This window comes from Phenylobacterium sp., assembly GCF_037189685.1.
In the GTDB taxonomy this organism is placed as follows: Bacteria; Pseudomonadota; Alphaproteobacteria; order Caulobacterales; family Caulobacteraceae; genus Phenylobacterium.
Genome location: NZ_JBBCIT010000028.1, coordinates 230,221 through 257,107 on the forward strand (window position 1 = coordinate 230,221; position 26,887 = coordinate 257,107).

The 26,887-nt window shown below is 71.4% G+C and carries 24 protein-coding genes, 1 pseudogene and 1 riboswitch; of the genes and pseudogenes, 9 read left to right on the top strand and 16 right to left on the bottom strand.

All coding sequences use genetic code 11. The annotated features are described in order from the left end of the window. Positions 1-279: 279 nt before the first annotated feature. Together WG212_RS16790 and WG212_RS16795 are read left to right on the top strand one after the other, a co-directional pair. Positions 280-1,203 (top strand): choice-of-anchor A family protein, encoded by a 924-nt coding sequence (locus WG212_RS16790; protein ID WP_337188264.1) that lies wholly within the window; start codon positions 280-282, stop codon positions 1,201-1,203. 65 nt (positions 1,204-1,268) lie between these two features. After that, positions 1,269-2,219 (top strand): alpha/beta fold hydrolase, encoded by a 951-nt coding sequence (locus tag WG212_RS16795; protein WP_337188265.1) that lies wholly within the window; start codon positions 1,269-1,271, stop codon positions 2,217-2,219. Positions 2,220-2,275: 56 nt separating this feature from the next. On the opposite strand, the gene WG212_RS16800 is transcribed toward WG212_RS16795, so the two are convergent. The 7 genes from WG212_RS16800 to WG212_RS16830 form a co-directional block, all read right to left on the bottom strand. Further along, positions 2,276-2,980 carry a PEPxxWA-CTERM sorting domain-containing protein gene (locus tag WG212_RS16800; RefSeq protein ID WP_337188266.1) on the bottom strand — a complete coding sequence of 235 codons (705 nt, stop codon included), beginning with the start codon at positions 2,978-2,980 and terminating at the stop codon, positions 2,276-2,278. 177 nt (positions 2,981-3,157) lie between these two features. Next, positions 3,158-4,789, bottom strand: coding sequence for a carboxylesterase family protein (locus WG212_RS16805; protein ID WP_337188267.1), 1,632 nt, complete (start codon positions 4,787-4,789; stop codon positions 3,158-3,160). A gap of 6 nt (positions 4,790-4,795) precedes the next feature. After that, the gene (locus tag WG212_RS16810) at positions 4,796-6,952 is read right to left on the bottom strand and encodes a TonB-dependent receptor (protein WP_337188268.1); all 2,157 of its coding nucleotides are present in this window, start codon (positions 6,950-6,952) and stop codon (positions 4,796-4,798) included. Between the two features lie 99 nt (positions 6,953-7,051). Then, positions 7,052-8,026 carry an AraC family transcriptional regulator ligand-binding domain-containing protein gene (locus WG212_RS16815; protein WP_337188269.1) on the bottom strand — a complete coding sequence of 325 codons (975 nt, stop codon included), beginning with the start codon at positions 8,024-8,026 and terminating at the stop codon, positions 7,052-7,054. Between the two features lie 172 nt (positions 8,027-8,198). Then, positions 8,199-8,336, bottom strand: coding sequence for a hypothetical protein (locus WG212_RS16820; RefSeq protein ID WP_337188270.1), 138 nt, complete (start codon positions 8,334-8,336; stop codon positions 8,199-8,201). 120 nt (positions 8,337-8,456) lie between these two features. After that, on the bottom strand, positions 8,457-10,229 hold the full coding sequence (argS, locus tag WG212_RS16825) for an arginine--tRNA ligase (protein ID WP_337188271.1): 1,773 nt from the start codon (positions 10,227-10,229) through the stop codon (positions 8,457-8,459). Beyond that, entirely contained in the window at positions 10,226-10,924 is a 699-nt protein-coding gene (locus tag WG212_RS16830; protein WP_337188272.1) for a Tat pathway signal sequence domain protein, read from the bottom strand. Before WG212_RS16830 ends, argS begins: the two co-directional genes overlap by 4 nt. Positions 10,925-11,229: 305 nt before the next feature. Between WG212_RS16830 and WG212_RS16835 the strand changes: the two genes are divergently transcribed. Beyond that, positions 11,230-11,943 (top strand): PEPxxWA-CTERM sorting domain-containing protein, encoded by a 714-nt coding sequence (locus WG212_RS16835; protein ID WP_337188273.1) that lies wholly within the window; start codon positions 11,230-11,232, stop codon positions 11,941-11,943. A 93-nt stretch (positions 11,944-12,036) separates the two neighbouring features. On the opposite strand, the gene WG212_RS16840 is transcribed toward WG212_RS16835, so the two are convergent. Next, positions 12,037-12,897: a hypothetical protein gene (locus WG212_RS16840; RefSeq protein WP_337188274.1), complete on the bottom strand. Its 861-nt coding sequence runs from the start codon at positions 12,895-12,897 to the stop codon at positions 12,037-12,039. A gap of 272 nt (positions 12,898-13,169) precedes the next feature. Here WG212_RS16840 and WG212_RS16845 point away from each other — a divergent pair, with 272 nt between their 5' ends. Beyond that, positions 13,170-13,373 carry a hypothetical protein gene (locus WG212_RS16845; RefSeq protein ID WP_337188275.1) on the top strand — a complete coding sequence of 68 codons (204 nt, stop codon included), beginning with the start codon at positions 13,170-13,172 and terminating at the stop codon, positions 13,371-13,373. A 403-nt stretch (positions 13,374-13,776) separates the two neighbouring features. Here the strand turns inward: WG212_RS16845 and WG212_RS16850 are convergent, their stop codons facing one another. Both WG212_RS16850 and WG212_RS16855 read right to left on the bottom strand, forming a co-directional pair. Continuing rightward, positions 13,777-15,084, bottom strand: coding sequence for an amidohydrolase family protein (locus WG212_RS16850; RefSeq protein ID WP_337188276.1), 1,308 nt, complete (start codon positions 15,082-15,084; stop codon positions 13,777-13,779). 28 nt (positions 15,085-15,112) lie between these two features. Further along, positions 15,113-16,828 (bottom strand): hypothetical protein, encoded by a 1,716-nt coding sequence (locus WG212_RS16855; protein WP_337188277.1) that lies wholly within the window; start codon positions 16,826-16,828, stop codon positions 15,113-15,115. Positions 16,829-17,153: 325 nt separating this feature from the next. Then, a riboswitch (glycine riboswitch) is annotated at positions 17,154-17,269 on the top strand. Between the two features lie 179 nt (positions 17,270-17,448). Here WG212_RS16855 and gcvT point away from each other — a divergent pair. The 5 genes from gcvT to WG212_RS16880 all read left to right on the top strand — a co-directional run bounded on the left by gcvT (position 17,449) and on the right by WG212_RS16880 (position 22,698). Further along, positions 17,449-18,591 carry a glycine cleavage system aminomethyltransferase GcvT gene (gene gcvT, locus WG212_RS16860; protein ID WP_337188278.1) on the top strand — a complete coding sequence of 381 codons (1,143 nt, stop codon included), beginning with the start codon at positions 17,449-17,451 and terminating at the stop codon, positions 18,589-18,591. Positions 18,592-18,753: 162 nt separating this feature from the next. Beyond that, positions 18,754-19,119: a glycine cleavage system protein GcvH gene (gene gcvH, locus WG212_RS16865; RefSeq protein WP_337188279.1), complete on the top strand. Its 366-nt coding sequence runs from the start codon at positions 18,754-18,756 to the stop codon at positions 19,117-19,119. A 141-nt stretch (positions 19,120-19,260) separates the two neighbouring features. Further along, the gene (gene gcvPA / locus WG212_RS16870; protein ID WP_337188280.1) at positions 19,261-20,601 is read left to right on the top strand and encodes an aminomethyl-transferring glycine dehydrogenase subunit GcvPA; all 1,341 of its coding nucleotides are present in this window, start codon (positions 19,261-19,263) and stop codon (positions 20,599-20,601) included. Next, positions 20,601-22,181 (top strand): aminomethyl-transferring glycine dehydrogenase subunit GcvPB, encoded by a 1,581-nt coding sequence (gene gcvPB / locus WG212_RS16875; RefSeq protein ID WP_337188281.1) that lies wholly within the window; start codon positions 20,601-20,603, stop codon positions 22,179-22,181. The genes gcvPA and gcvPB overlap by 1 nt, the downstream gene beginning before the upstream one ends. Positions 22,182-22,311: 130 nt before the next feature. Further along, a complete protein-coding gene (locus WG212_RS16880; protein ID WP_337188282.1) occupies positions 22,312-22,698 on the top strand; it encodes a PGPGW domain-containing protein in 387 nt (128 codons plus the stop codon). A 283-nt stretch (positions 22,699-22,981) separates the two neighbouring features. On the opposite strand, the gene WG212_RS16885 is transcribed toward WG212_RS16880, so the two are convergent. From WG212_RS16885 to WG212_RS16910, 6 genes and pseudogenes are all read right to left on the bottom strand, one after another. After that, positions 22,982-23,485 carry a F0F1 ATP synthase subunit B gene (locus tag WG212_RS16885; RefSeq protein ID WP_337188283.1) on the bottom strand — a complete coding sequence of 168 codons (504 nt, stop codon included), beginning with the start codon at positions 23,483-23,485 and terminating at the stop codon, positions 22,982-22,984. Further along, positions 23,485-24,072 (bottom strand): hypothetical protein, encoded by a 588-nt coding sequence (locus WG212_RS16890; protein WP_337188284.1) that lies wholly within the window; start codon positions 24,070-24,072, stop codon positions 23,485-23,487. The genes WG212_RS16885 and WG212_RS16890 overlap by 1 nt, the downstream gene beginning before the upstream one ends. A gap of 69 nt (positions 24,073-24,141) precedes the next feature. Next, the gene (locus tag WG212_RS16895; protein WP_293382167.1) at positions 24,142-24,366 is read right to left on the bottom strand and encodes a F0F1 ATP synthase subunit C; all 225 of its coding nucleotides are present in this window, start codon (positions 24,364-24,366) and stop codon (positions 24,142-24,144) included. Positions 24,367-24,417: 51 nt separating this feature from the next. Further along, positions 24,418-25,203, bottom strand: a complete 786-nt coding sequence (locus WG212_RS16900; RefSeq protein WP_337188285.1) for a F0F1 ATP synthase subunit A — start codon at positions 25,201-25,203, stop codon at positions 24,418-24,420. Between the two features lie 15 nt (positions 25,204-25,218). After that, positions 25,219-25,569 carry a F0F1 ATP synthase assembly protein I gene (locus WG212_RS16905; protein WP_337188286.1) on the bottom strand — a complete coding sequence of 117 codons (351 nt, stop codon included), beginning with the start codon at positions 25,567-25,569 and terminating at the stop codon, positions 25,219-25,221. A gap of 163 nt (positions 25,570-25,732) precedes the next feature. Further along, positions 25,733-26,887: pseudogene (locus tag WG212_RS16910) on the bottom strand (chromosome segregation protein SMC); the annotation flags it as partial.

A 26,887-nucleotide genomic window follows, 5' to 3' on the forward strand; every position in this document is an offset into this window, starting at 1 on the left:
TCGGCTTCGCGCGGGCGGCCGACCCGCACTCGCCTAGCAGGGGAAAAAATTCTCCCAGGGAGACCTTGGTTAACGAAAATTTTCCGGAACCCGGCGGCACATCAAATCAAACGACCCCGTTTGTCCCCCATTTTGGGGACCTGCGACAAGCTGTTCAGGTGGAATTCACACTCCGCTGAACTAAATGCGCATCCGAACGGCCGAGAGGGCCGTAGCAGAACCAAGGCCGCGCGCCGCCCGGGGGACGGGAGGGCGCCGGCCCCCGAGGGATACGACGAGATGCGTGCTTTCACCGCCATCCTGGCCGCTGCGGCGCTGACCGCCGTCGCGACGCCGACGCTGGCGGACACCGCCGAGGACTTCCAGTTCTACACCCTGGGCGACCTGAACCTGAACGGACAGACCCTCAACGGCCGCGTGGCCGCGGGCGGAAACGCCCAGTTCTCCAGCAGCACCCTGCTGGGCGCGGGCTCCAGCCTGGTGGTGGGCGGCGACCTCACCTACCTGAACGGCGGCACGGTGGCCAACGGCGCCCTGGTGGGCGGATCGAGCACGGCCCCGGGCTACCTGCCCATCAGCGCGGGCCAGTCGACCCTGCCGGTCGACTTCACCGCCGAGAACCTGCGCCTCAAGAACCTCAGCACGACCCTGGCGGGCCTTGAGACCACCGGCACGGCCTACGTCCAGTGGGGCGGCCTGTTCTTCGACGGCCTGACCAGCGGCCTGAACGTCGTGACCATCGACGCGGCCCAGCTCGCGGGCGTGAACTGGCTCGGCACGAACCTGGCCGCCGGCACCGAGCTGCTCATCAACGTGACGGGGAACACCGCCTCGCTCGGCGGCGGCCTGCATTCGAGCGCGGCCTCGACCATCCTGTGGAACTTCGCCAACGCCACGGCGATCACAGCCGGCGGCGTCTCGCTGGGCGGCTCGATCCTGGCGCCGAACGCGGCCTTCCAGGGCAATTCGGGCACGATCTCGGGCAGCCTGATCACCGGCTCGTTCAACGGCGCCATCAGCTTCGGCGCCTCGGGCTATGCCGGCGGCCTGCTGGCGGCGCCCTCGATCGCGCCGTCCCTGCCGGGCGGCGGGCTGGGCGCGGTCGCCGTGCCGGAACCCTCGGTCTGGGCGATGATGATCCTGGGCTTCGGCGCCGTGGGCGCGGTGCTCCGCCGCCGGCGGCCGGTCGCACTCGCCGCCTGAGCCGGGGTCCCGACCCTCCTGGCCCCCTCTCGCACAAGGCTCGCCGGCGCCTTAGGTAGGGCGTCATGCGGGTGCTGCTCCGGGTGTTGATCTTCGCCGTCCTGGCCGCCGTCGCGGCGTGGGGCGCCGTGGCCGTGGCCGCCGAGGCCGCGTCGCGCACGGCCCGGCCGCGCGGCGAGATGATCGACATCGGCGGGCGCAAGCTGCGGCTGGTCTGCGAAGGCCCCCGCTCGGACAGGCCCGTGGTGTGGCTGGAGGCCGGCGCCTTCAGCGGCGCCGCCGACTTCGCCGCCCTTCAACAGATTCTCGCCGCCCGCGGCCTGCGGAGCTGCGCCTACGACCGGGCCGGCATGGGCTGGTCCGACAGGGGGCCTTCGCCGCGCGACGGCGACGCGATCGCCGCCGACCTCGAAGCCCTGGTGAAGGCGTCCGGCGAACGTGGCCCGTTCGTCCTGGTGGGCCACTCGATGGCCGGGCTCTACATGCGCCAGTTCGCCGTCAGGAACCCCGATCAGGTCGTGGGCCTCGTGCTGGTCGACGCGGTCACCCCCGACATGATGGCCATTCCCGACGCCCAGAAGTTCATCGACGCCGCGACCAGCCTCTCGGGCCTGGGGGCCGCGGCCGGGACCCTGTGGCTGACCAAGCCGCTCTACTGGATGCCCGACCGCATCGGCCTGCCCGGCTTTGGCCTAGCCGAGAAGCGGCGGGGCTTCGTCTCGGGGCGGCAGGCGCGCACCGCCTACGCCGAGGTGAAGCAGTGGCGCGCCGCGGCCGCCCAGGCGAAGGCGGCCGGCGACCTCGATCCCGAGTGGCCCGTGGCGGTGGTCACCGCGGGCTCACGCTCCGGGCGCATGGCGGAATGGAACGCCATCCGCAACGCGCCGGCGACGGCGGCGCGCCACGGGATGGTCGACAACGTGGACGAGGCCACCCACACCAGCGTCCTGGGCCGCACCTGGGGCGAGCGCGTGGCGAGGGGCGTCGATTTCGTGATCGCGGCCGCCCGCCCCTGAACCCGTGGGTTCAGCCCGTGGGTCCAGGAGCGGTTCGGGGCGGGGACGGACGGCCGTCAGGCGGCCGCGGCCGCCGCGCGTCGGCGCAGCGCGCCGCCGGCCAGGCCGAAACCGCCGATCATGAGGGCCCAGGTCGCCGGCTCGGGGATCGCGCCGGTCTGTCCTTCGAAGCTGGCGGTGATGCCGGCGATGAACGGCGCGCCCTGCGGATTGAAGGCGTTGGTCGCCGTGAAGGTCACGCTGTCCAGAACCCCGGCTAGGCCGCTCACGTCGTAGCGATAGACGTCAAAACGATTGCCGCCCGGATAGCCGGCGGTGGCGAAGATGTCGGACGCGACACCGTTGTACGCCGTCCAGTGGTCGCGGATGTTCACGCCCTGGACCAGCGGGACCACGATGTCGGCGCCCCCGCCGTGGAAGGTCAGCGACCCGTTGGTCGCGCCGAACTGGCCCCACGACGAGTTCACGATCAGGTAGACGGTGTCGACGCCGCTCTGGCCGATGGCGATGTCGAGGCTGTCGTTCCCCCCGAGCTGGATCACGCCCGTGCCGCCCCCGAAGGTCGCGATGTCGAAGTCCACGCCGCCGATCGTCACGAGGCCGGACGGGTAATCCTCGCCCGACGTGTAGGTCGAGACGTTGCTGTTGACGTAGGTTGAAAGGTCGACGGTCGCCGCATGTGCGGTGGTCGGCAGGGTGACGGTGGCCAGGGTGGCGGTGGCGAAGGCCGTCGCGACGACGGCCCCGAGAAGGGTGCGCATGAGAGTCCTCCCTATGCGTTTGTCCGTGTCACCGCCGGGTTAGCCCGCCGCGGCCGGTACGGCCAAGCCGGCTCGCCCGGGAGGCGAATCGCCGGACACCGACTCGCGCGGCGCGCGGGTGTCGAGGCCGGGAGTCGACCGGCGACCATCCCCCTCGCGCCTCGGACCTCGCGGCGTCTATTCGGGACTCAGGCCCGCGAACAGGAGCCGGTCCGCCCGGCCGGGATCGGAAACCACCTTCGACGCGGTGTCGAAGATCATGGTCTCGCGCGTCGCCGGATCGAAGGCCGGCCACCCCGGCGACCCGCTGCGCGCAAACCGGACCCAGGCCGAACTCACCGCATCGGCCAACGCCTGTGGCGGGTCGGCGCCGACCATCGAGGCCGAGACGTCGAGATTGTCGAAGACAAATCCGTGCTCGATGGAATGCGAGGACTTCCAGCGCCCGCCGTCCACCGGGGTCTCCCAGGCGAAGAGGTACATGAACACGGGCGCGCCGCCCTGGGCGACCTTCCGCTCGGCCTGGGCGATGGCGCGGCGGCGATACTGCCCCTCTGTCGTGGCCCGGAAGAAGACGTCGGCCGCCGTCGCGTCCGGCGCCCGCCTGCGCAGGTCCGCGACAATCTTGGTGACGTCCGCGCCGGGGAGGAGCGGGCCGAGATGCGAGGGCAGCGTCGCCCACGTCAGGTCGAACAGGGAGGTGTCGAAGCCGCCGATCAGGCCGACGGTTTCGTCCTTCGTCGTGCCGATCAGCAACGGGACGTCCTCGCTGCCGGGCGGCGCGTCCGGCTCGAACGGATGTCGCGGCAGCGTGCGACCGTCCACGACGGGATTGAAGAGCACCCCCGCCCGATCCGCCGCGGCGCTGAGGTCCCCGAAGGGCAGGGTTCTCACGTCTGGCCGGCCGCCGCCGGCGTCGACCGCGGCCAGGACGCGTTCCGTCTGCCCCCTCGCCTCGGCGGGCGTCGTTCCGCGTATGTTGGACGAACTCTGCACGATCGCCTTGTGGAACAGGCCCCGCGCGCGTGGCGCCGCCATAAGGGTCGACACCTTCGCGCCGCCGCCCGACTGGCCGAAGATGGTGACGTTCGCCGGGTCGCCGCCGAAGCCCGAGATGTTGTCGCGCACCCACTCCAGCGCCAGGATCATGTCCGAGGTGCCGGCGTTGCCGGAGTCGGCGTAGGCCGCGCCCAGTTCCGGCACGAACAGGTATCCCAGGGCGCCCAGCCGGTGGTTGACCGTCACCACGACCACCTCGCCCTTCGCGGCGAGGCGGGCGCCGTCGGCGTAGCGCAGGGCGGAGCTCCCGCTGACGAAACCGCCGCCGTGGAACCAGACCATCACGGGGCGCCGGCCGCTCGCGTCGAGTCCCGGCGTATAGACGTTCAGGTTGAGGCAGTCCTCGGACTCGGGCTGCGGATTGGCCCACGAGCTGTAGATGGACGGCCGGCCCGGCCGCATCTGCGGCGCGATCGGACCGAAGGCGCGCGCATCCCGCACGCCGTCCCAGGCCGGCGGCGGACCCGAGGGCATGAAACGCCGCAAGGCCGTATCGGCGCCGTAGGGGATGCCCTGGAACACCGTCGCCGCGCCCGCGCGCCGGCCGAGGACCTGCCCGTGACGGGTCGCGACCACGGGCGCGCCGAGGTCGGCCGCCGCCGCTCGGCCCGACGCCAGGCCTCCGAACGCCAGCCCGACACTCGACAGCCCGACACTGGACAGGCCGACACTGGACAGGCCGACACTCGACAGGCCGGTGGCCAACCCGCCGAGCGCCGCGCGCCGGCTCAAGGACGTGGGCGAGGGCATGGCGGCCTAGAATTCGCGCCGGACGAAGACCCCGATCTTGCGACCGGCGTCCAGATTGGCGAGAGCCGCCGATCCCAGCGTGGCCGAGACGACGTTGATGTTGTTGAAGACGACCTCGTCCGTGAGGTTCAAGGCATAGGCTCCCACCGTCCAGGCGCGATCCTGGGTGTGGTACTCGGCCGTCAGGTCGAACCGGCCGACGGCCCGTTGCGACGCCACCGGCAGATTGAACTCGGTGAAGTACACCCGGTCCTGCCAGTTGTAGCGGCCGCCGAACGTCAGGTCGCCGCCGGGAAGCTCGACGCGATAGCTGACGCCCACGGTCGCCGTGGCCTTGGGCGCCTTGGGCAGGCGGTTCCCCTCGAGATCCAGGGTGCCCAGGGCCGGCCGCGCCGAGTCGATGGTGAAGTACTCGTCGAACTCGGCGTCGAGCAGCGACACCACGGCATCGACGGTCAGGGCGCGGGTCAGGCTCGCCCGGCCTTCCAGCTCCAGGCCGCGGATCGTGGCCTGGGCGGCGTTGTCGGTGAAGGCGGCGACGCCGCGGATCTGCTGGACCTGGAGATCCTGGTACGAGGATCGGAACGCGGCCAGGTTCAGTTCCAGCCGGCGATCCAGATAGAAGCCCTTCACCCCCGCCTCGAGGTTACGGTTCTTCTCCGGATTGAACGCCTGGGTGAAACTGCCGGCCTGGAAGCCGCCGCCCTTGAAGCCGGTCGAGTAGGTCAGATAGGCGCTGACGTTGCGGCTCAGGTCGTACGAGGTCCCGACCTGATAGGTGACCGCGTCCCAGTTCGCGCGGTTCGTCCCCGCGCCCAGGAAGTTGTTGGCTTCCGCGATGGCCTTGCGGTCGAATGTGTAGCGCAGGCCGCCAAACACGTCCCACGCGTCGGTCAGCGACCACGTCCCGTGGGCGAAGGCGGCGTACGAGGTGGTCGTGACCGCCGCGTCGATGATGGTGATGCGGTTGAAGGCGGGCGTGCGCACCTCGACCAGTTGGTCCGCCTTCTCGTAGAAGGCGTTGAGGCCCACCAGAAGATCCAGCCGCGCGCCCAGTTCGGGTCGGAAGATGAGTTCGGTGTAGCCCTGCTTGGCGACCTGGTCGGCGTCGGTCAGCGTCAGCAACGCCTGCGTCCCGTCCCCGTCCGAACGTAGCGCGATCTTGGTCCTGTGCGCCGCCGCCAGGAACTCGAACCGCCCGGCGTCGGTGGTCAGCGCCGCATCGAAGGTGGCGCCGGCGAACGTCTTGTCGTTGAAGCCCTGGTTCGCGAAGACCTCGCGCCGGGCCTTGTCGGGCCGCGTCCCACCCAGTTGCTCGGCCGGCGTGATGCGGAAGTCGGGCCCGCCCACCAGCCAGGGCGCCGGCCCGGCCGTGTTCTGGCGCTGATACTCCAGCATCAGTCCGGTCTCGAGCGCGCCGCCGGGCGTGAACCGGATCTGGCCGCGGAGCGCCAGGCTGTCGGCGTCGTCGAACCGGCCCGGCCCGCTGGCGCGGTTCAGGTTCTTGGTGAAGCCCTCGTTGTAGACGTGCTGGAGCCCGAAGCGCGCGGCGAGCGTGCCGTCTTCGTTGAGCGGCGCGTTCAGGATCAGGTCGAGGCCCGAGTGCAGAGGCTCGCCCCCGAGCGTCACCGCCGCCAGCCCGCCGAACTCGGTCGTTGGGCGTTTGGTGATGACATTGACGCTCCCGCCCGTGGCGTTGCGTCCGAAGAGCGTGCCCTGCGGCCCCCGCAGCACTTCGATTCGATCGACATCGAAGAAGCTCGCCGCGGCGACGCCCGTGCGTTCGAGATAGACGCCGTTCAGGTGATAGGCGACCGCGGGCGAGCCGCCCAGGAGGCTGCCCTGGCTTCCCACGCCGCGGATCGCGATCCGCGTCTCGGTGAAGTTCTCGCCGATCTGCACGCTGGGCAACTGGCTGCGCAGGTCGGTCAGGTTGGTGACGCCCCTCGCCAGAAGCCCGTCGCCGCCGATGCTGGACACCGCCACCGGGGCCTCGCGCAGCGTCTCCGCGCGACGCTGCGCGGTGACGACCACTTCCTCCAGCGTCGACTCGCTGGCGTCCTGGGCGCAGGCGGGGCCACCCGCCACGAGACTCGCCAGCGCGGCGCCGGCCAGGATTCCGTATTTGAGATGCAGGCGTCGTTCGCCATTCGGTCGCGACATTCTCTTCCCCTCGATGTTCTTGTTGCTTGGGGGGAAGCTAGCCGTGCCGGCGGCGCGGCAAAGGTCGGTTTGCGTACACGACCGGGGGTCGGTTCGCGCTCAGATCCAGGCCCGGGCCAGGAGGTCGCGAACCCTCTGGCGGGCGGTCCAGGCCACCGCGGCGTCGGGCGTGAGCGTCGGCGCGCCCATCGCCCGCCAGGCCTGAGGCGTGCGGCCGGTCTTGTCCTTGATCAGCCGCCTCAGGCTGCGCACCTCCGCATAGCCGAGGTCTTCGGCGATGTCGGCCAGGCTGTCGGAGGTCGCCCGGAGTCGAGTCACGGCCGTCTCCACGACGGCGGCCTTGTGGCGCGCGCGTGTCGGCTGCGGGCGGGGCCGGGGCGCGGCGTCCAGCCATCGGTCCACCATCTCGATCATCGGGTTCTCGACGGCCGGCGCCGCCCGGGGCCAGGACAGGCAGTCCGGCCGGATTCGCAGGGCGGTCACCGGCCCGTAGGTCAGCGGCGCGCCGAACATCGGGTGCGACTTGCCGATCGACGGATGTTCGGTCACCCGCAGTTGGACGCCCGTGACCGGAAGCGGCCGGCCGGCGAACCACCCGAGCAGGACGCTGATCACCAGGGCCCAGACCTCCTCCAGCAGCGCGCCGTCCTCGTCGTCGCGGGCGACCGCCTTGACCGCGATGTCGACCGCCCGCCGCGACGTCCGTACGCTGACCTGGAAGGTCTCGCCGGCCCAGCCGCAGTATCGCGCCAGTCGCCCGATCGCCGACTCCAGGTCGGCGCACTCCAGGATGCAGCACAGCAGCACGCCGCCCGTGCCCTTGCGGGTCCGGGTTCGCCCGAGGCCGTGCGTCTCGTCGTCGAGCAGGTCCACGATGGTCAGCGGCAGCAGGAGATGCTGGGCCGTCGTGATCTCCAGGAGACCGCGCTCCTGCGGCGCGATCAGGCAACGCTGGAAAAGGGTCTCGAGATCGACGCCCGCCGCCACGGCGCCGCGCGACCGGCGCGCCAGCCACTCGGCCGGCACCTCGATCCTGCGACCCCAGCCGGTCTCCGTTTGCGGGGCATCCAGCACGCCCGATCTCCGTCATCGCGTTGCGCGCCGCCACGCACGGCGCGACGTCACGGTAAGGCCAACCCGGAATCGCGACAATTCGGGCGTGCCCGCGCCCCCCCGCCCCCTGTCCGCATACGCGCGGCCGGGGCGGGTCTCAGGGATGGAACGGAGCGCCCGCCGGTCGGGCGCCCTACAGCGGCGCGCCCAGCAGCAGAAGCAGCGAGGCGCCGGCGCAGACCACGCTGACGGCGAAAAGCGCGAGAGCCCAGAACGAGGGACGGCCGGCGGGCCTGGCGGGGACGGGGGCGGGGGCGGGGGCGGGGCTCATGACGCGGGCTCCGTACGGATGGCGGCGGCGAGGGCGAGAGCCCCGAGGCGATGACGGGACGATGCCGGCCCGTGCTTGAACGGTGGCTGAACCGGCGCGTCAGGTTGGTTAAGCGACCGCCTACATCCGCTCGGGCGTGGCGATCCCCAGGAGGTCGAGGGCGAGTTCGAGCTGGCGCAGCGCAGCGCCGGCCAGGGTGAGGCGCGAGGCCCGCAGCGCCGGCTCGGCCGACATGATCGGGCAGGCGGCGTAGAACTTCGAGAACGCCTGGCTCAGGCGATAGGCGTGCTCGGCCAGGGCGTTGGGCGCCTTCTTGTCGTAGGCCTCGGCCAGCGCGCCGTCGAAGGCGTCCAGCGTCAGCACCAGGTCGCGCTCGGCCGCCTCGGTGACCGCGACCGGGCCCGGCCGGGCGCCCTCGGTTTCGGCGCGGCGCAGCAGGCTCTTCACCCGCACCGCCTGGTAGAGCAGGTAGGGGCCGGTCTTGCCCTCGAAGCTGGTGAAACGGTCCAGGTCGAAGACGTAGGAGGTGCCGCGGAAGTTGGAGAGGTCGGCGAACTTCAGCGCCGCCACGGCCACCTTGCCCGCGATGTCCTCGAATTCCTCGGGCGGCAGGTCCTCGCCCAGGCCGGCCTCGCGCAGGCGCTCCCGGGCCTTGGCCCGGGTGGTCTCGATCAGGTCGGCCAGCTTCAGGACACCGCCCTCCCGGGTCTTGAAGGGCTTGCCGTCGGTCCCGTTCATGGTGCCGAAGCCGATGTGCTCCAACTGGCCCTCGGCGGCGTAGCCCGCCAGGTAGGCGGCCCGGAACACGATCTCGAAATGGTCGGCCTGGCGCTGGTCCACGCAGTAGATGACGAGGTGCGGATCGAAGGCGCGCTGGCGGTCCAGGATGGTGGCCAGGTCCGTGGTGCCGTACATCGCCGAGCCTTCGGACGAGACCACCAGCAGCGGCGGCAGCTCGCGTTTATCCCCTTCCCTGGCGACTCGTACGATCCGGGCGCCCTGGTCGTCCACCAGCAGGCCCTTGGCGTCGAGGTCGGCGATCATCTCGGGGATCAGGTGGTCGACGTCGCTCTCGCCCTTCCACCAGTCGAAGTCGACGCCCAGGGCGTGGAAGTCGCGCGCCAGCGCCACCTGGGTCACCGCCCGGAACTGACGCCACAGCACGTAGCAGCCGGGATGGTGCGCCTGGAGGTCGGCGGTCAGCTTGCGGGCGCGGTCGCGGTAGGCCGGGTCTTCCTTCCCCCGGGCCGAGGCCATCGGATAGAGCCGGTCCAGGTCAGCCAGGGTGACGCGCTCGAACGCCGCCGGGATCGGGGCGTCCTTGTCGTTCAGCGTCCCCACCAGGGCGGCGATGTCGGGGTTCTCGTCGCAGACGGCGCCGATGAGCAGGCCCATCTGGTAGCCCCAGTCGCCGAAGTGGGCGTCGCCGACCACCTCGTCGCCGCGGAAGCGGTACAGCCGCTTGACCGACTCGCCGATGATCGAGGCGCGCAGGTGGCCCACGTGCATCGGCTTGGCCACGTTGGGCCCGCCATAGTCCACCAGCACGCGGCGCGGCGCGGCGGCCGCCTCGGCGCCGGCGCGGGGGTCGGCGGCGATCTGGTCGGCGCGGGCGGCGAGCGCCGCGTCGGCGACCTTCAGGTTGAGGAAGCCCGGCCCGGCGATCTCCACCGACGACAGCCGCGCATCGCCCGTCAGCCGCCCGGCGACCGCCGTGGCGATGTCGCGCGGGTTGCGGCCCAGGCGCTTGGCGGCGGCCAGCGCGCCGTTCGACTGGAAGTCGGCCAGGTCGGGGCGGTCCGAGGCGGTGACGCGGGCCAGTTCGGCGGGCACGCCTTCGGCGGCGAAGGCGGCCTCGACCGCCTCGCCCAGGGTCCTCTTCAGGTCGCTCATGGATTGGTCGGGGCGCCCGCGGTCTGGCTGGCGGCGGTCTGGCCGACGTTGAGCCGGAAGCGCTTGCCCTCGCGGTTGAAGGCCGCCATCTCGGGCGTGACGTCGAAGCCGATCAGCACCTCGAAGTTGGCGCCCGAGGTGGTCATGGTGGCGCGCGGGATGGTGATGCCGGCGATGTTCTCGGTCACGTGGACGCGGTCGGCCCCGTCCGGGAAGTTGACCGGCAGGTCGAAGTATTCCTTCGCCAGCACCGAGCGGTTGCGGTCGGTCACGGCCACCCAGTAGCGATAGGTCTTGCTGCGGCCCTGGGCCTGGGGCCCCTTGCCCAGCTCGAACAGGACCTCCATCACCACCTGGATCGGCTTGTCGTCCTTGTAGGCGCAGCCCGACGAGATGCCCTGGATCTCGCCCGACCAGCTCACGGCGGCCGAGGCCTCGCGGCCGTCCCTGAACTCGACGTAGCGGCCGGCGTCGTACAGCGTCTTCACATAGGGGCACGGGCCGGCGTTGCGCAGGGCCGGCAGGGGCGCCTGGACGTCGCCCCACTCCTCGCGCTGGCGACGCTTCTTGGCGGCCTCCTCCTGCTGGCGGCGCTGGTCGGCGTCGGGATCGCGGCGGCTCTGGGCGTAGCTGCCGGCCGGAATGGCGGTGACGGCCACGGCGAAGGCGGCGGCGAGCAGGATCTGACGGCGCATGGAGGTCGTCCAACGGTAAGGGCCGCGAAAGGCCGCGGCGTCAGGGGTTCACTACAGCGGGACGATTGCGGCGGCAACGCGACGGTTGGCCCTGGACGGCTCCTGGCCGGTCGGCCCAGGACGGTGGACCCTGTACGGGCGGCTGCGGGCCGCCGCAGATCCCGGCGGCGGAAAAATAGAGCCGCGACCGTGACCCGTGGGGCCGCCGGACGGCGCCTTCTCCTGAATGGAGCCCGCATGGCGCGGGCGTCGGGACCGGGGTCGGACGGGCGAGCGCGTCCCATGGCGGAGAAGGACATCCCATCATGAGCGTATCTCTGAAATCGGGCGCCGCAGCGTTCGTCGCGGCCTGTGCGGTCGCCCTCGCGGCGGCGCCGGCCGGCGCGACGGTCACCCTGCTCGGCCCCACACCCTACACCGGGGCGGGCGACAGCCCGTTCGCGGCCCTGTCCTTCGACTATTTCCACCTGGAGGATTTCCAGGACGGCCTGCTCAACACGCCCGGCCTGGCCGCGCCGCGGGGCGCGGTGTTCCTGGCGCCGCCCGGGTCCCTCGCCGACTCAGTGGAATTCACCCCGAACGGCGGCTCCTGGTTCTTCGGCAGCGGTGCGGCCGGCGTGGAGTTCACCTTCGACGCCGGCGTCCTGGGCGGCCTGCCCACCCATGCCGGCCTTGTCTGGACCGACGGGCGCGGGACGATCACCTTCGAGGCGTTCGACCTCAACGGCGTCTCGCTGGGCGTCGTCACGGGCGATCACGCCGACGCCTTCCAGACCGGCGAGACCGGCGAGGACCGCTTCTACGGCGTCATCCATGCCGCCGGCATCTCGCGCATCCTGATCAGCAACCAGTCGGGCGGCATCGAGGTCGACCACGTCCAGTACGGCCGCCAGGCCCTCGCCGCCGCCGTGCCCGAGCCGATGACCTGGGCCATGATGATCCTGGGCTTCGGCGCCACCGGGACGCTCCTGCGGAGACGCCGGGCCGCCGCCATCGCCGGCGCCGTCGCCGTCGCCTGACGGCCCGGCCCGCGGAGGCGGGGAGGCCGGTCACCCCCCGGCCCTCCCCGCCGACCGCGCCCGGACTCTCCGACTCCCGGACTCCCGCCCGCCTCAGCTCCCCCGCCCGCCCGGCATCCCCAGGCTGTCGGGCGCCTGGCGCCAGCCGGGCGTGTCCTCGCGCTCGACCTGCCCGGTGTCGGGGTTGGGGCAGTAGGCGACCACCGTCCGGCGCCCCGTCTGCGGATCGACCTCCACCTCGAACCGGCGCAGCAGCACGCGCCGCGCCGGCGCCGCCTCCTGCGGCGGGTCGGCCTGCTTGGGCCGGAACTGCCGCGGCGCCTTCACCCCCGCCATCCAGCGCAGGTGGCCCAGCCGCACCTGGGTGAGGTAGGCCGTCTCCGGCGTGGCCGCCTGGGCCAGCTCCCAGCCGTGGTCGCAGGCCAGCTCGGCCTGCGCCTGCATGCCCAGCCGCACCGCCGCGTCGAACTCGGGAAAGTTCCGCCGCCAGTGGAACAGGGTCGACAGGCTGGGCATCGCCGGGTCGGCCGCGATGGCGCTCAGCCCCTCGCCCTCGCACAGCCGCTCGAACACCTCCTCGGCCGTCTCGGCGCGATAGCTCCAGACCCCGCCGCCGCGCAGCGACCGCCCGCCCCGCCGCCGCGCCGCCCGCAGCGCCGCGCCGAACGCCGGGTTCTCCCGCGCCCAGCGCCCCACGGCCTGCGCCGTGGGCATCCCCGGCTCGCGGCACACCTCGTAGAGCAGCTCGCCCGCCGCCACCCGCGCGCAGATCGCCGCCCCCAGCGCCTTCGACCACCGCGTCCGCGGCTGCGCCTGCGTCCAGGTCCGTTTCCGCGCCCCCGCCTGCACCCGCGCCTGCACCCGGTCAGGCGCCGCCGCCTCGCCGCCCGCGCCCACATCCTCGCCGGCCACGCCAAAAGGCGCGCCGACGGCCCTGCCGCCGCCGTCCGTCATCCCGACCTCGCACATGGATTGAAAGCCGTCGCGGCCCGCGCCCGGAAACGTCCAGAGACGTCCAGAGACGTCCAGAGACCTCCGGGGCGCACCCCGCCACGACGCCCGCACCCTGCCACGAACCCGGGCCGAAGTCAAGAACAAAAAGGGAACAACTCATCCCGCCCCGCATCCAGGCGCGTCCGCGGGGCAAGCGGGACCGCGCCCCATCCGCCACATGGAACCCTATGCCGCGCCGCGCATTGTTTTCCGGTTGTGATGGGGAGGGCGTCTTGTCGCCAGCGCATACGTTCACGGCGATCGACATCAGCGAGACCGGCGAGGCCACCGTGGACGAGTTCGTCGCCGCCCACACGACCGCCGCCGTCCGCCGCGCCCAGTTCGCGGCCGAAGGCGTGATGCTCCAGCTCTGGTCCGAAGGCCGCCTCGTCGGTTCCTGGCGCCGCGTCGGCCGCCGCACCTTCCTGCCCGCCTGACCCCCGCCCCTCCCCGCCTCCCCATTCCTCCCCCGTAAACGGGGGCGGGGGACCATGCCCCGCAGAGGGCGTGGTGGAGGGGGCGCAGCCCCAGCCTCGACGGATCGATCAACCCCCGGCTGACGCCAGCCTATCGCGCGCCCCGACTCCTGCGCCCGGCGCCTCCTCCCAGGAGGCGCACTCCGCCCTGAAGCCCACGGCCAGCCCCGCCGGCCGCTGGAGCTTGGTCAAGGATCGGCCCCCGGCCGACCGCGCCGCGGCGGCGCGCGAGCGCCGTCCTTGAGGAAGCGGAAGCGGCTGGCACGCTGCGGGTGGGGCTGGAGGTGGAGGTCGTAGAAGCGCCAGAAGCGGTCATTGACGCCGATACCCAGAAGCCGCCCGGACAACAGGACGTGAGTGAAGCCTAACGGCCCACCAGGTCGTCGCGAACCACCTGCCCGCCCTTCATCACGAAGCGGACGCGGCCCATCTCCTGGATGTCGCGCAACGGGTCGCCGGCCACGGCGACGAGGTCGGCGTAGCGTCCGGCCTGGACTGAGCCGATCTGGTCCGATGCGCCGACGAGGTCGGCGGCGTTGCGCGTGGCGGCGTAGAGGGCCTCTATGGGCGGCATGCCGTTGTCCACCATTACGAAGAACTCGCGGTAGGTATTGTCGAAGCGCGTTGTCGCCGCGTCCGTGCCGAACGCGATCTTCACCCTCGCCGCGACCGCGGACCGGAACATCGACAGGATCACCGGCTCGATCTCGACCACCTTGCTCAGGGCTGGGCTTAGCGGCTCGCCCTTGGCCCGCCGCTCCCGAGCAAGATCCGAGAGCAGCGTCGGGATCAGCACCGTCGGGACGAGGTAGACACCTTTGTCCTTCATCAGCTTGAGGGACTCGGCGTCGGCGTAGGTCCCGTGTTCGATCGAGTCGACGCCCAGGCGGACCGACGCGTCGATTGCGGCCTTGGAATGGGCGTGGGCGGCGACCTTCATGCCGAGATTGTGGGCCGTGTCCACCACCGCCGCGATCTCGGCGTCGGTCATCAGCTTCGCCTTCGGGTCGGTGCGGTCGCCCGTGGAGCCAACCGCGCCGCTGGGCAGTATCTTGATCACGTCGGCCCCGCGGCGGCGGTGCGCGCGAACCTCCTTCACCGCCTCGTCGGCGCCATCGATTACGGCGGCGTCCCAGGCCTCGTTGTGCCACCCATCGCTGACGCCCGCGGCCTCGTCGGTCGAGCCGCCGGTCGGGCCCAGGTACTCCAGCGAGACCCACATCCGGGGGCCGGGCACATCGCCGCGTTCGATGGCGCGTTTCAGGGCGGCGTCCGCGCCGGCCTGGGCGCCGACGTCGCGAACGCTGGTGAAGCCGTTCAGGAGCAGTGTGCGGGCGTTCTTGGCGCCCTTTAACACGTCATCCAGCGGACTGAGCGTCAGGCGTTCGGCGAAACCGCCACCGCGGTAGGTCAGGTGCGTGTGGGTGTCGATCAGGCCGGGCAGAACGGTCGCACGGCGAAGGTCCACCACCTTGGCGCCCGTGGGCGTAACGAAGCCGGGCTCGACGCGGACAATCCGGTCGGCGCGGATGATCACCGAGACGTCGGAGCGCAGCGTCGGGGACACGCCGTCGAACAGGCGGCCCGCATGGACCACGATGTCCTGGGCCGCCGCCGCACCGCCCGCGAGCCAGGCCACCACGACAAGTCCTGCCACGTTCCAGGCTTTCAAGGTCCGGGCCTCCTTGGCCGTCTTACCGCTACAGGACGCATGACGCGCCCCGCGCGCCTACCAGGCTCCAGCGATGGTAGAGCACCGTGGGACCCTCGGTAGAAAATGAAACTGGGAGCTCCTGGTCGGCGCGCTGGACGGTGAGGTCGACGCGGGGTTGCAGGGCGAGGTTCGAGGCGCTGTGGGCGATGCGGGGCTTCGCGCCGGCGGCCCGCAGGATGACGTCGCCGTTCCGCAGGCCCGCCGCCTCGGCGTTCGAGCCGGGCTCCAGGTCGGCGACGACGTGGGGCGCCGACAAGATCGAGTCTTCCGAGAAGCCCAGGACGGGGCGCGGCCGCGAGGCGGTGGCGCGCACGAAGCAGGGTCCGAAGGCGTCGGCGGGCGGCTCCAGCACGCGGCCACCCAGCATCGAGTCGAAGGCGGCCACGCCCGTGTCGCCCAGCTCGGCCTGGAGCAGCGCGCGCCACCGCCGCTCGTCGTAGCCCTGGCCCGCGCGGCGGCTGTCCAACATCGCCAGGACCAGGTCGTCCAGCGACCGGTGACCCTTTGACGCCGCGCGCACCGCCGCGTCGACCGTCACGAAGTACATGAAGCCGCGACTGTAGGGCGTGTTCTGCGCGGCCTCGCCGGCCCAGCGCTGCCGGGCGACCTCGCCGTAGGGCGTCGCGACCGTGGGGCTGCCGTAGTAGGCGTCGGTCATAACCGCGATCTGCTCGGCCGCGGCGTCGAGGCCGATCAGGCCGGCCCTGAGCGGCAGCCGGATCTTGTAGAACTCGGCCAGCCCCTCGCCGAACCAGGCGGTCGCGCTGCTGTTGCCGTCCAGGCCGCCGACGAAGTGGTGCACCATCTCGTGCGTGAACATGATCCGACGCGCGTCGTCGCTCATCTCGCCGACGCCGTACTCCAGTATGAAACCGCCCTGGGTCGCCGCGCCGCCGTCGCGGGGCCGGGCGTAGGGCCGCATCAGCAGCGTGTAGGGCCGGGCGTCGCGGTCGCGGAAGAAGCCCTGGAGCGCAGTGAACGACCGGGCCGACCATTGCGCGGCGGCCTGGGCGTCGAACGGCGGGCGGCCGATCCAGTAGGCGTGGAACCGGCTGCCGGGCGGCGCGTACCCGTCCACCCGGCCGGCCAGGAAGAACATCGTGTAGAGGCTGCCCGGCGGCCCACGCCACCGCAGGTCGCCTTCGCCGCGCACCGACACCGCACGCGCCTGGGCAGGCAGTCCGGCGAAGTCCCAGGCGAACGTCAGGTCGGCGGGCGCGGCGGCGCCGCGGGGCAGCAGCACGAATGTCCAGGGGGCGCCGCCGAAGCCGCCGCCGGTGCCGCGCAGGTCGTAGGACGGCCCTGGCTTTCGGGGCGTCATCGCGCCCGCGATCGTAGCGCTGTAGCGAAGGCGGATGGGCCCCTTGGTGTCTCGCGTCGGCGTGAAGGTGCGTAGTTCCAGCGGGAAGCCCGGCGGCGCCGGTTCGACCGCCATGGTCAGCTTCAGCGGGCCGGCGTCGTCCTCGGCCGCGATGTCGGTCTCGGCGTAGGCCTGGCCCGGTGTGAGAGTGATGCGGGCGGGGACTTCGAGCAGCACGCGACCGGCTTGGCCAGCGTAGCCGGTGAGCGTCTCGCGGACCTCGATGGTGCGAACCTCACCGTCGGCCGCCACCGGCTTCAACGTGATAGAGATGGCGGGCGCGGGCGGTTGGGCCCAGGCGCTCGACACGCTCAGGCTGGCCGCGACGGCGGCCCCGAGCATGAGGTTCCTGCGTGGCGTGGCGGTCTTCGACATGCCGGCAAGGCTGGCACGGCTCCAGGAGAAATTGGCGCCAAAGATGCCCCGAAACGCGGCTTCGACGACTAAGCTATGCACCTGACCGTCGTGCCCAGCGGCGGCCGGCGGGGTTCGCTCCTCTAGGAAGTCACAGAGGGCCGGCCCTTGTGCAGGCCTTCCGAACGTCGCCAAGGAGGCAGACCACGCCTCGGTCGCCCACACCGAGCAGGTCGCCAACCAGTAGTCCTCCCCAACCCCACGCCCGAGTCACCCCCGTTGACTCCGCCCCCCTCCCTCCCGCACAACCGCGACACTCCTCGCGGGAGAGACCCTGCTTCGCCGGACGGCTTTCGCCGCCCGTCATCGCAGGGCGCCGAAGGCGCAACCGCCCCGGAAACGCTCAGGCAAAAGGACCGCGCGGGCCGATGAACGCTGGAAAGTAGCCGTCCCTCGGGCCGGCTCGCCGAAGGAGCAGGGGGTCGCCACCCATCGGCGGCTCGAAATCTCTCAGGCTCACGGGACAGCGGGGGCGCGTGACGACGGGCGGCCATTCCCTCGGGAACGGGTCCGGCGCGCGCCGCATCGCCAGCCGGAGTCCGTTCCCCGTGTCCACCGCCCCCGCCGACGCCCCGCTCAAGACCACGCCGCTCACGGCCAACCACGTCGCCCGCGGCGCGCGCATGGTGCCGTTCGCCGGCTATTCCATGCCGGTCCAGTACGCCGAGGGCGTGCTGAAGGAGCACCTGTGGACCCGCGAGCACTGCGGGATCTTCGACGTCTCCCACATGGGGCAGGCCCGGCTGGAGGGCGTGTCGCCCCTGTCGGCCTTCGAGGAGGTGGTCCCCGGCGACTTCATCGGCCTCAAGCCCGGCCGCCAGAAGTATTCCGTGCTGCTGAACCGCAAGGGCGGCATCGTCGACGACCTGATGGCCGGCCGGCCCATTTCTCCCGATGGAACGGGCGGCGGCGGCCTGTTCGTCATCGTCAACGGCGCCTGCAAGGACAACGACTTCCACGTCATCGACGACGAGCTGGCCGGCCAGGTCGAGGTGGTGCGGCTGGACGACCGCGCCCTGATCGCCGTCCAGGGCCCCGAGGCCGCCGCCGTGGTCCAGGCCCACGTCCCCGCCGTGGCCGACATGGTGTTCATGGACATCCGCGCCCTGGAGGGCTTCGGGACCGACCTGATCGTCTCGCGCTCGGGCTACACGGGCGAGGACGGCTACGAGATCTCGCTGCCGGCGTCCGAGGCCGCGCGGGTGTGGGACCTGCTGCTGGAGGACCCGCGCGCGAAGCCCGTCGGCCTGGGCGCCCGCGACAGCCTGCGCCTGGAGGCGGGCCTGCCCCTCTACGGCCACGACCTGGACGAGACGGTCAGCCCGGTCGAGGCGGGGCTGGCCTTCGCCGTCAACAGGAACCGCCGCGAACAGCGCGACTTCCCCGGCGCGGCCCGCATCGTCAAGGAGCTGGCCGAAGGGCCGGCGCGCGTGAAGGTGTGCCTGAAGGTGCTGGAGGGCGCCCCGGCCCGCGAGGGCGCCGAGGTCGCCGACGCGGACGGAAACGTCGTCGGCCGCGTCACCTCGGGCGGCTTCTCGCCGGTGCTGAAGGGCGGCATCGCCCTGGCCTTCGTCCCCCCCGCCCTGAAGGCGCCGGGCACGCGGCTCAGCGTCATCGTCCGCGGCAAGCCCCAGGCCGCCGAAGTCGTCCCCGGCCCCTTCGTCCCCCACCGCTACGTGCGCAAGGCGTGACGATGGCAAGGCCTCGCGCGCCGCAGGCGCAACACTTCAAAACCACGGAAAACACAGAAGACACGGAAATCGCCCGAGGCGCGGCCCCTTCCGTGTCTTCTGTGTTTTCCGTGGTTCCAAACGACCGCGCCTTCGGCGCGCACCGCTTCCAGGAGACCTGACATGCGTTTCACCAAGGATCACGAGTGGGTCGTCCTCGACGGCGACACGGCCACCATCGGCATCACCGCCTACGCCGCCGAGCAGCTGGGCGACGTGGTGTTCGTGGAGACGCCCGAGGTGGGCAAGGCCTTCCAGGCCGGCGACGCCTTCGCGGTGGTCGAGAGCGTCAAGGCCGCGTCCGACGTCTACGCCCCCATCTCGGGCGAGGTGGTCGAGGCCAACCCCGAACTCGCCGAGGCCCCCGAGACCGTGAACGCCTCGCCCGAGTCCGGCGGCTGGTTCGCCAAGGTCCGCGTCGCCGACCCGGCCCAGTACGAAGGCCTCATGGACCGCGACGCCTACGAAGCCTTCCTGGCGACCCTCTAGGCCCCGCGCGAAGCGCAGATGAATCGAACCACGGAAAACACGGAAGACACAGAAGCCCGCCGGGCCACGGCCCCTTCCGTGCCTTCTGTGTTTTCTGTGGTTCCAGAATGACGGCGCCGGCGGCGCGCACAGAGTGACCCGATGAGATACCTGCCCCTCACGCCCGAAGACCGCGCCCGGATGCTGGGCGTCATCGGCGCGCCCGACGTCGACGCCCTGTTCGCCGACGTGCCCGCGGCCGCCCGCCTGGCCGGCCCGGTCGACCTGCCCGCCCATGCCGGCGAGCTGGAGGTGGAGCGCGCGCTGGCGGCGCTGGCGGCGCGGAACCGCCCGGCCGGCGCGGGGCCGTTCTTCTGCGGGGCCGGAGCCTATCGGCACCACGTGCCGGCCACGGTGGACCACATCATCCAGCGGTCCGAGTTCCTGACCAGCTACACGCCCTATCAGCCCGAGATCGCCCAGGGCACGCTCCAGGTGCTGTTCGAGTTCCAGACCCAGGTGGCCGCCCTGACCGGTCTCGATGTGGCCAACGCCTCGATGTACGACGGCTCCACGGCCTGCGCCGAGGCGGTGATGATGGCCCGGCGCGTCACCCGCCGGGGCAAGGCGATCCTCTCGGGCGGGCTGCACCCCCACTACGCCGCCGTCACCCGCACCCTGGCCGAGGCCGAGGGCATGGAGACCGTGCGCCAGCCGGCCGCCCTCGACGCCGAGGCCGCCGTCGTGGACGCCATCGACGACCAGACCGCCTGCGTCGTGGTCCAGACGCCCAACGTCTTCGGCGTGGTCACCGACGTGAGCCGGATCGCCGAGGCCGCCCACGCCCGGGGCGCCCTGCTGATCGTGGTGACCACCGAGGCGGTGGCGTTCGGCCTGCTGAAGTCGCCCGGCGAGATGGGCGCCGACATCGCCGTGGCCGAGGGCCAGTCGATCGGCAATGCGCTCAACTTCGGCGGCCCCTACGTCGGCCTCTTCGCCTGCCGCGAGAAGCTGACCCGCCAGATGCCGGGCCGCCTGTGCGGCGAGACCGTCGACGCCGAGGGCCGGCGCGGCTTCGTGCTGACGCTGTCGACCCGCGAGCAGCACATCCGCCGCGAGAAGGCCACCTCCAACATCTGCACCAACTCGGGCCTCTGCGCCCTGGCCTTCTCGATCCACATGTCGCTGCTGGGCGGCAAGGGGCTGGGCCGGCTCGCCCGGATCAACCACGCCCGCGCCCGCGAGCTGGCCGCCGCCGTGGCCGGGGCGGGTATCGAGGTGCTGACCCCGCGCTACTTCAACGAGATCGCCGTGCGGGTGAAGGGGTCGGCCGCCGCCCTGGTGGACGCCCTGGCCGCCGACGGGATCCTGGCCGGCGTGCCCTATTCGCGCCTCGACCCGCACGCGGGCCTGGACGATGTGCTGCTGCTGGCCGCCACCGAGACCACCACCTCCGACGACATCGCGGCGCTGGCCGCCGCCCTTTCCGCGAAGGCCGCCTGATGAGCATGAACACCGTGGGCCGCCCCACCCGTCCCGAGGGCGACACCGCCCCCGCCGGCTTCGCCTCGCTCACCGGGGGCCGCGGCCTCCTCCAGGACGAACCGCTGATCTTCGAGCTGGACGGCTGGGACAAGACCGGCGTCGACCTGCCCGAGCCCGAGGCCGACGCGGGCGACCTCGCCAGCCTGGTCCGCGCGGACCTGCCGCTGCCGGGCCTCTCCGAACCCGAGGCCGTGCGCCACTACGTGCGCCTGAGCCAGAAGAACCACGCCATCGACCTGGCGCTCTATCCGCTGGGCTCGTGCACCATGAAGCACAACCCGCGCCTCAACGAGAAGGCCGCCCGCCTGGCCGGCTTCGCCGACCTCCACCCGCTCCAGCCGGCGTCCACGACCCAGGGCGCGCTGGCGCTCATGGACCGCCTGGCCCACTGGCTGAAGACCCTGACCGGCATGCCGGCCGTGGCGCTCTCGCCCAAGGCCGGCGCCCACGGCGAGCTCTGCGGCCTGCTCTGCATCAAGGCCGCCCACGAGGCCGCCGGCCAGGGCCACCGTCGCAAGGTCCTGGTCCCCACCTCGGCCCACGGCACCAACCCGGCCACCGCCGCCTTCGTCGGCTACGCCGTCACCGAGATCGCCCAGACCGCCGACGGCCGCGTCGACCTCGCCGACCTGGAGTCGAAACTCGGCCCCGACGTCGCCGCCATCATGGTGACGAACCCCAACACCTGCGGCCTCTTCGAACGCGATGTCATTGAAATCGCTCGACTAACCCACGCCGTCGGCGCCTACTTCTACTGCGACGGAGCAAATTTCAACGCCATCGTCGGCCGCGTCCGCCCCGGCGACCTGGGCGTCGACGCCATGCACATAAACCTGCACAAGACCTTCTCCACGCCCCACGGCGGCGGCGGGCCGGGCGCCGGTCCCGTGGTCCTCTCCGAGGCCCTCGCCCCCTTCGCCCCGGCCCCCTGGGTGGTCGCCGGCGACGGCGGCTTCCAGCTCCTCGAGGAGCCCGCCGGCGACGCCGCCCAGGCCTTCGGCCGCCTCTGCGCCTTCCACGGCCAGATGGGCATGTTCGTCCGCGCCTACGCCTACATGCTGAGCCACGGCTCGGACGGCCTGCGCCAGGCGTCCGAGGACGCCGTGCTCAACGCCAACTACGTCAAGGCGCGCCTCTCCGACGTCATGTCGCCCGCCTTCCCCGACGGCCCCTGCATGCACGAGGCCCTGTTCGACGACGCCTGGCTGGAGAGCACGGGCGTCACCACCCTCGATTTCGCCAAGGCCATGATCGACGAGGGCTTCCATCCGATGACCATGTACTTCCCGCTGGTCGTCCACGGCGCCATGCTGATCGAGCCCACCGAGACCGAGTCCAAGGCCGAGCTGGACCGCTTCTGCGAAACCCTGCGCGTCCTGGCCGAAGCCGCGCGGCAGGGCCAGGTTGAACGGTTCAAGGGCGCCCCGTTCCTGGCCCCGCTCCGCCGTTTGGACGAGACCCTCGCCGCGCGGAGGCCGAAACTCGCGTGGCGCCCTGAGCCCGCCACTGTGGCGCCGGCGCCATCCGCGACTGAATAGACGTCCATGAGGAAAAATTAACGGGTAGGCGTCTTTACGGGACTCTCCCACGTACGCATATGGGAGGGGCGATGGCGGAACCTCCCCGCTCCGCCGCGCGCCCCCCAGGACTACCCAAGTGACTTTCGCCATGCCTTCTTTGCGCGTGTACCGCGCCGCAGACGATCTCGCGCGCGAGATCGCCGGCCGCATCAAGCGGTTCGGCATGGTGATGCTTGGCTTCGCCATCATCATCGCGGGCATCGCCATCGCGCCCCTGCCGGGCCCCGGCGGAATCCCCGTGATCGTGGTGGGGTTGATGGTCGTCCTCAAGAACTCGTTCAAGGCGCGCCGCCAGTTCGTGCGCCTGCATCGGGCGCACCCCAAGGTGTTGTCGCCGATTCGCCGGTTGCTGCGCCGCGATCCCGAGTTCCTGCTGCTGTTCTACCAGCAGACATTGCGCGTCGAGCGCGTGATGGTTCCGCGCCGTCTGCGCTTCGTGAAGCCGTTGCGCCGGAAGTTCCGGCGTCGGCGGTAGACGCGCTCCCAGACGTTCAAAGGTCAGGACAAGCTCCAGCTCATTCGAAGCGACCGCCGTGGCCGACAGGGCTGGGAGAAACGGCGAGGCGTCCACGAACCCCACAACCGACGGGACAGTCCGGATAGCCGGTGCTCTCCCCAGGCGGAGCACCGCGGTCTGTTCGTGCGGTTGTGGGATTCGTGGACAGGTCGCGGGTGTCCGGCGTTCCCCAACGCCGGTCGCCCGACCTCGGGCCGCGGTCTCCGAGATGCGGAGAAGCAGGCGGCCCGATCTCGTGAACCTACTGCAGCTTTCCCGCCATCTGGCCGATCGCCTTGTCGATCAGCGGATCGCTCTTGGCGCCCGAGAGGCGTTGGGCCAGGACCTGCTCGGCCATCTGCGCAGCCAGTTCGGCTGCGGCGGCGCGGACCTCGGACTCCGCCTGAGCCTCGGCCACCTGGATGCGTTGTTCGGTCAGCTTCTGGCGCCGGGCCAGGCTTTCCTCCAGCTTCGCCTTGGCGTCGGCCTCGTAGAGGCGAACCTGCTCCTGAGCGGCGGCCAGCATGTCCTTGGCCTGCCGTTCCGCGGTCTCGCGTTCAGCTTGAAGTTCGGCAAGCAGCTTCTGAGCCTCGTCCCGGATGCGGGCGGCCTCGTCCAGGTCGGACTGGATCTTGGCGGCCTGAGCGTCCAGGGCTCCCGCGATCGCCCGCGGCGCCTTGGCCACGAAGATCACGATCGCCAGGAAGATCACCAGACCGGCGGCCACCCAGAATTCGGCGGCGGCGGGATTCAGGAAGGCAGGCATCAGGCGTTCCCTCGAGACGCATTGGACGCGGCGCGAGCCTCGATGGCCGTCACCGGCTTGCCGGTGAGCTTCTCCACCATGGTGCTCGCCACATCGGCGGCGATGCCCTTGACGTTCGACATGGCGCCGTCGCGCATCGAACGGATGCGGGTCTCGGCGGCCTCGATCTGCTTGGCCAGTTCGGCGTCCTGGGCCGCCTGGCTGCCGGCGAGCTGCTCGGCGGCTGCGGCCTGGGCGTCCGCCACAAGGCGACGCGCCTCGCCACGGGCGCGATCGATCTCGACCTTCATGGCTTCGGCCTTGGCGTCAGCCTCGGCCTGTACGCGGCGAGCGTCGTCCAGGGCGCCGGCGATGGTCTCGGCGCGCGCGTCCGCCACCTTCCGGAACCGCGGCACGAATACGCGCGCGAACAGGAGGTAGAGGATCGCGAACAGGATCAGCAGCCAGACGATCTGGCCGCCCCAGTACTGGAACTCGAACTGCGGCAGGCCGCCGCTCTCGGCGTGGTGGCCGGGAACCTCGGTCGAGCCCGCGGGCGCGTGGCCGTGCGCGTCGGCGCTCGGCTCGGATGTATTGTCAGGGGCCATCAGGCGCGACAGTCCTTGGCGACCGGCTACAGGGCGGGCCGGAGGGCCCGCCCGTCGCCGGAACGGGCTTTAGCTGAAGAGGATGAGCAGGCCGAGCACGAAGGCCAGAATGCCCAGCGCTTCGGTCAGAGCCGCGCCCAGGATCAGGTTGGTGAACTGGCCGCCGGCGGCCGACGGGTTGCGCGTCGCGCCCTGCAGGAACCCGCTGAAGAGGGTGCCGACGCCGATGCCCGCACCGATCATGCCGAGGGTCGCCAGACCCGCGCCGATGAACTTAGCCGCTTCCGCTTCCATGATGATGTTGTCCCGATACGAAGTTTGAGGGTTGGGGTTGATGGCCGGCCGTCAGTGATGATGGCCGAGATTGACCACGTCGTTCAGGTAGACGCAGGCCAGAACCGCAAAGACGAAGGCCTGGAGGAAGGCCACCAGGAACTCGAGCGCCGTCAGGGCCACGACGCCGCCCAGCGACAGCATGGCGCCGGGAATGCCGAGCAGGCCCAGGCCGCCGCCGGCCGCCAGCGCGCCGAGGGAGACGACGAAGCCTGCGAACACCTTCATGGCCACGTGGCCGCCCAGCATGTTGCCGAACAGACGCAGCGCCAGGGTCACCGGCCGCAACATGAACGAGATGAACTCGATCGGCGTGACCAGGATCAGCATGTACCAGGGCACGCCGGCCGGCACGAAGAGCTTGTACATGCCCGCGCCGTTGCGGGCGAATCCGACGATCAGCACCAGCAGGATGGTCATCGCCGCGAGCGTCGCGGTGACCGCGAGCTGAGATGTCGCCGTGAACACCAGGAACATCCCCAGGATGTTCATCGTGAGGACGAACAGGAACAGCGTGAAGATGAACGGGAAGAACTTGCGGCCCTCATGGCCGATGATCGAGGTGGTCAGGTTGTCGATGTAGTTGAACGCGGCTTCACCCACCATCTGCAGGCGGCCGGGCACCACGTCGCCCTTGGCGGTGGCCAGGGCGAAGAAGCCGGCGACCGCGGCCGCGGCCAGGGTCATGGCCAGGGTCGAGTTGGTGAACGCCATGTCGATGACGCCCACGCCGGGGATCGTGAAGTCGGGGAGGTCCACGATCTTGCGGACCTCGAACTGTTCCATCGGACCGGCCATGCCGCCCTGAACTCCTCAATCTTCCTCGTCGTCCGGAGGCAGGTCCCGTGGCGGGCCCAACTCCCGTTCGAACTCGGCCTGCATCCGACGCGCGGACCGAACCGTCATCCAAATCGAGACCGCGAAGCCCACAAGGACCCCGACGATCATGCCCCAAGGCGCGGTCCGGGCCAGCGCGTCCACGGCGGCCCCGAAACCCAGCCCCACAAACAGCCCGCCCAGCAGGACGCCGAGCAGCCTGTAACCGTACCCCGCCGCCTTGACCCCGTAGTCCTGGGGCGTCTGGACCGTGCGCGCTTCGAGCGCTTCGGCCCGGGCGCTCAACTGGCGAAGCGCCTCCGCGCGCGTCTCTTTCCGATCCGCCATGACAGGAAGGCCTCTGGTCCGAAAGGCCGCCAGGGCGGCTTTCAGGTCGCGCGGAACCTATAGAGGCGTGTGCAGTGCGTCAAGGTTCGTTGGACGCCTATTATATTGTTGTTTTCTTTGACGTTTCTGGACGTCCTCGCAGAAGGGACATCCTGACGCGACGTTACTGCGCCGCCATCGCCTCGGCCTGCCGAAGGTCCACCGACACCAGTTGCGAGACGCCCCGCTCGGCCATGGTCACGCCGAACAGCCGATCGGTCCGCGCCATCGTCACCGGATTGTGGGTGATGACGATGAAGCGGGTCTCGGTGCGCCGGCACATCTCGTCCAGCAGGTTGCAGAAGCGGTCGACGTTGGCGTCGTCCAGCGGCGCATCCACCTCATCCAGCACGCAGATCGGCGCGGGATTGGCCAGGAAGACGGCGAAGATCAGGGCCGCCGCGGTCAGCGCCTGCTCGCCGCCGCTCATCAGGCTCATGGTCGCCATGCGCTTGCCGGGCGGACAGGCGTAGATTTCCAGCCCCGCCTCGAGCGGATCATCTGATTCGACAAGCCGCAGCTCGGCCTGGCCACCCTGGAACAGGGTCTCGAACAGGGTCTTGAAGTGGTCGTTGATGACGCCGAACGCCGCCGTCAGCCGCTCGCGCCCCTCGTGGTTCAGCTCGTCGATGCCCTGGCGCAGGCGCGCGATGGCCCCGGTCAGGTCGGTACGCTCGACGTTCATCGTCTCGAGTCGCGCGGCGAGCTCCTGGGCCTCCTCCTCGGCGCGCAGGTTCACCGGCCCGATTCCCTCGCGCTGACGCTCCAAGGCGAAGAGGTGCGCCTCCATCCCGTCGGCGTCGGCGGGGATGGCCACCGCCTCGTCGGCCAGCTTGCGGGCCAGCGCCTCGGGCTCCATGCGCGCGGCCTCGCGGAGGCTGGCCTCCACCTCCACCAGCCGCTGCTTCGCCGCCTCGTCGTGCGCGGTCAGGCTGGCGCGCAACTCGCGCGCCTCGGCGGCGGCGGCGTCCGCGGCGCGCAGGGCGCGTTCGGCCCCGGCGCGCTCGCCTTCGGCGGCGGCCAGGGCGTCGGACGTTCCGGCCCTCCGCGCCTCCGCGGCCGACAGTTCGTCCAGCAAGGCCGCCTTGCGCGCTTCCAGGGTGGAGGGCGCATCGCGAGCCGCGGCCAGGGCCGCATGCGCGCCCGCACGCGCATCGTCCAGCGCGCCCACCCGCTTTGCCGCCGCCTGGGACCGGCGCGTCCAGTCCTCGTGCTCGCGGGCCACGGACTCGCGCCGACGGGCGCGGCCGTCCCGCTCGCGGATCTCCAGCTCATAGGC

Bases quoted from the DNA above. Each gene is read 5' to 3' on its own strand.
- WG212_RS16805 (WP_337188267.1), bottom strand. From the start codon at position 4,789: ATGCCCTCGCCCACGTCCTTGAGCCGGCGCGCGGCGCTCGGCGGGTTG.
- WG212_RS16900 (WP_337188285.1), bottom strand. From the start codon at position 25,203: ATGGCCGGTCCGATGGAACAGTTCGAGGTCCGCAAGATCGTGGACCTC.
- WG212_RS16885 (WP_337188283.1), bottom strand. From the start codon at position 23,485: ATGCCTGCCTTCCTGAATCCCGCCGCCGCCGAATTCTGGGTGGCCGCC.
- WG212_RS16830 (WP_337188272.1), bottom strand. From the start codon at position 10,924: ATGCGCCGTCAGATCCTGCTCGCCGCCGCCTTCGCCGTGGCCGTCACC.
- gcvPA (WP_337188280.1), top strand. From the start codon at position 19,261: ATGAGATACCTGCCCCTCACGCCCGAAGACCGCGCCCGGATGCTGGGC.
- WG212_RS16800 (WP_337188266.1), bottom strand. From the start codon at position 2,980: ATGCGCACCCTTCTCGGGGCCGTCGTCGCGACGGCCTTCGCCACCGCC.
- argS (WP_337188271.1), bottom strand. From the start codon at position 10,229: ATGAGCGACCTGAAGAGGACCCTGGGCGAGGCGGTCGAGGCCGCCTTC.
- WG212_RS16905 (WP_337188286.1), bottom strand. From the start codon at position 25,569: ATGGCGGATCGGAAAGAGACGCGCGCGGAGGCGCTTCGCCAGTTGAGC.
- gcvPB (WP_337188281.1), top strand. From the start codon at position 20,601: ATGAGCATGAACACCGTGGGCCGCCCCACCCGTCCCGAGGGCGACACC.
- WG212_RS16795 (WP_337188265.1), top strand. From the start codon at position 1,269: ATGCGGGTGCTGCTCCGGGTGTTGATCTTCGCCGTCCTGGCCGCCGTC.
- WG212_RS16810 (WP_337188268.1), bottom strand. From the start codon at position 6,952: ATGTCGCGACCGAATGGCGAACGACGCCTGCATCTCAAATACGGAATC.
- WG212_RS16895 (WP_293382167.1), bottom strand. From the start codon at position 24,366: ATGGAAGCGGAAGCGGCTAAGTTCATCGGCGCGGGTCTGGCGACCCTC.
- gcvH (WP_337188279.1), top strand. From the start codon at position 18,754: ATGCGTTTCACCAAGGATCACGAGTGGGTCGTCCTCGACGGCGACACG.
- WG212_RS16855 (WP_337188277.1), bottom strand. From the start codon at position 16,828: ATGCTCGGGGCCGCCGTCGCGGCCAGCCTGAGCGTGTCGAGCGCCTGG.
- WG212_RS16820 (WP_337188270.1), bottom strand. From the start codon at position 8,336: ATGAGCCCCGCCCCCGCCCCCGCCCCCGTCCCCGCCAGGCCCGCCGGC.
- WG212_RS16790 (WP_337188264.1), top strand. From the start codon at position 280: ATGCGTGCTTTCACCGCCATCCTGGCCGCTGCGGCGCTGACCGCCGTC.
- WG212_RS16890 (WP_337188284.1), bottom strand. From the start codon at position 24,072: ATGGCCCCTGACAATACATCCGAGCCGAGCGCCGACGCGCACGGCCAC.
- WG212_RS16840 (WP_337188274.1), bottom strand. From the start codon at position 12,897: ATGACGGACGGCGGCGGCAGGGCCGTCGGCGCGCCTTTTGGCGTGGCC.
- WG212_RS16880 (WP_337188282.1), top strand. From the start codon at position 22,312: ATGCCTTCTTTGCGCGTGTACCGCGCCGCAGACGATCTCGCGCGCGAG.
- WG212_RS16835 (WP_337188273.1), top strand. From the start codon at position 11,230: ATGAGCGTATCTCTGAAATCGGGCGCCGCAGCGTTCGTCGCGGCCTGT.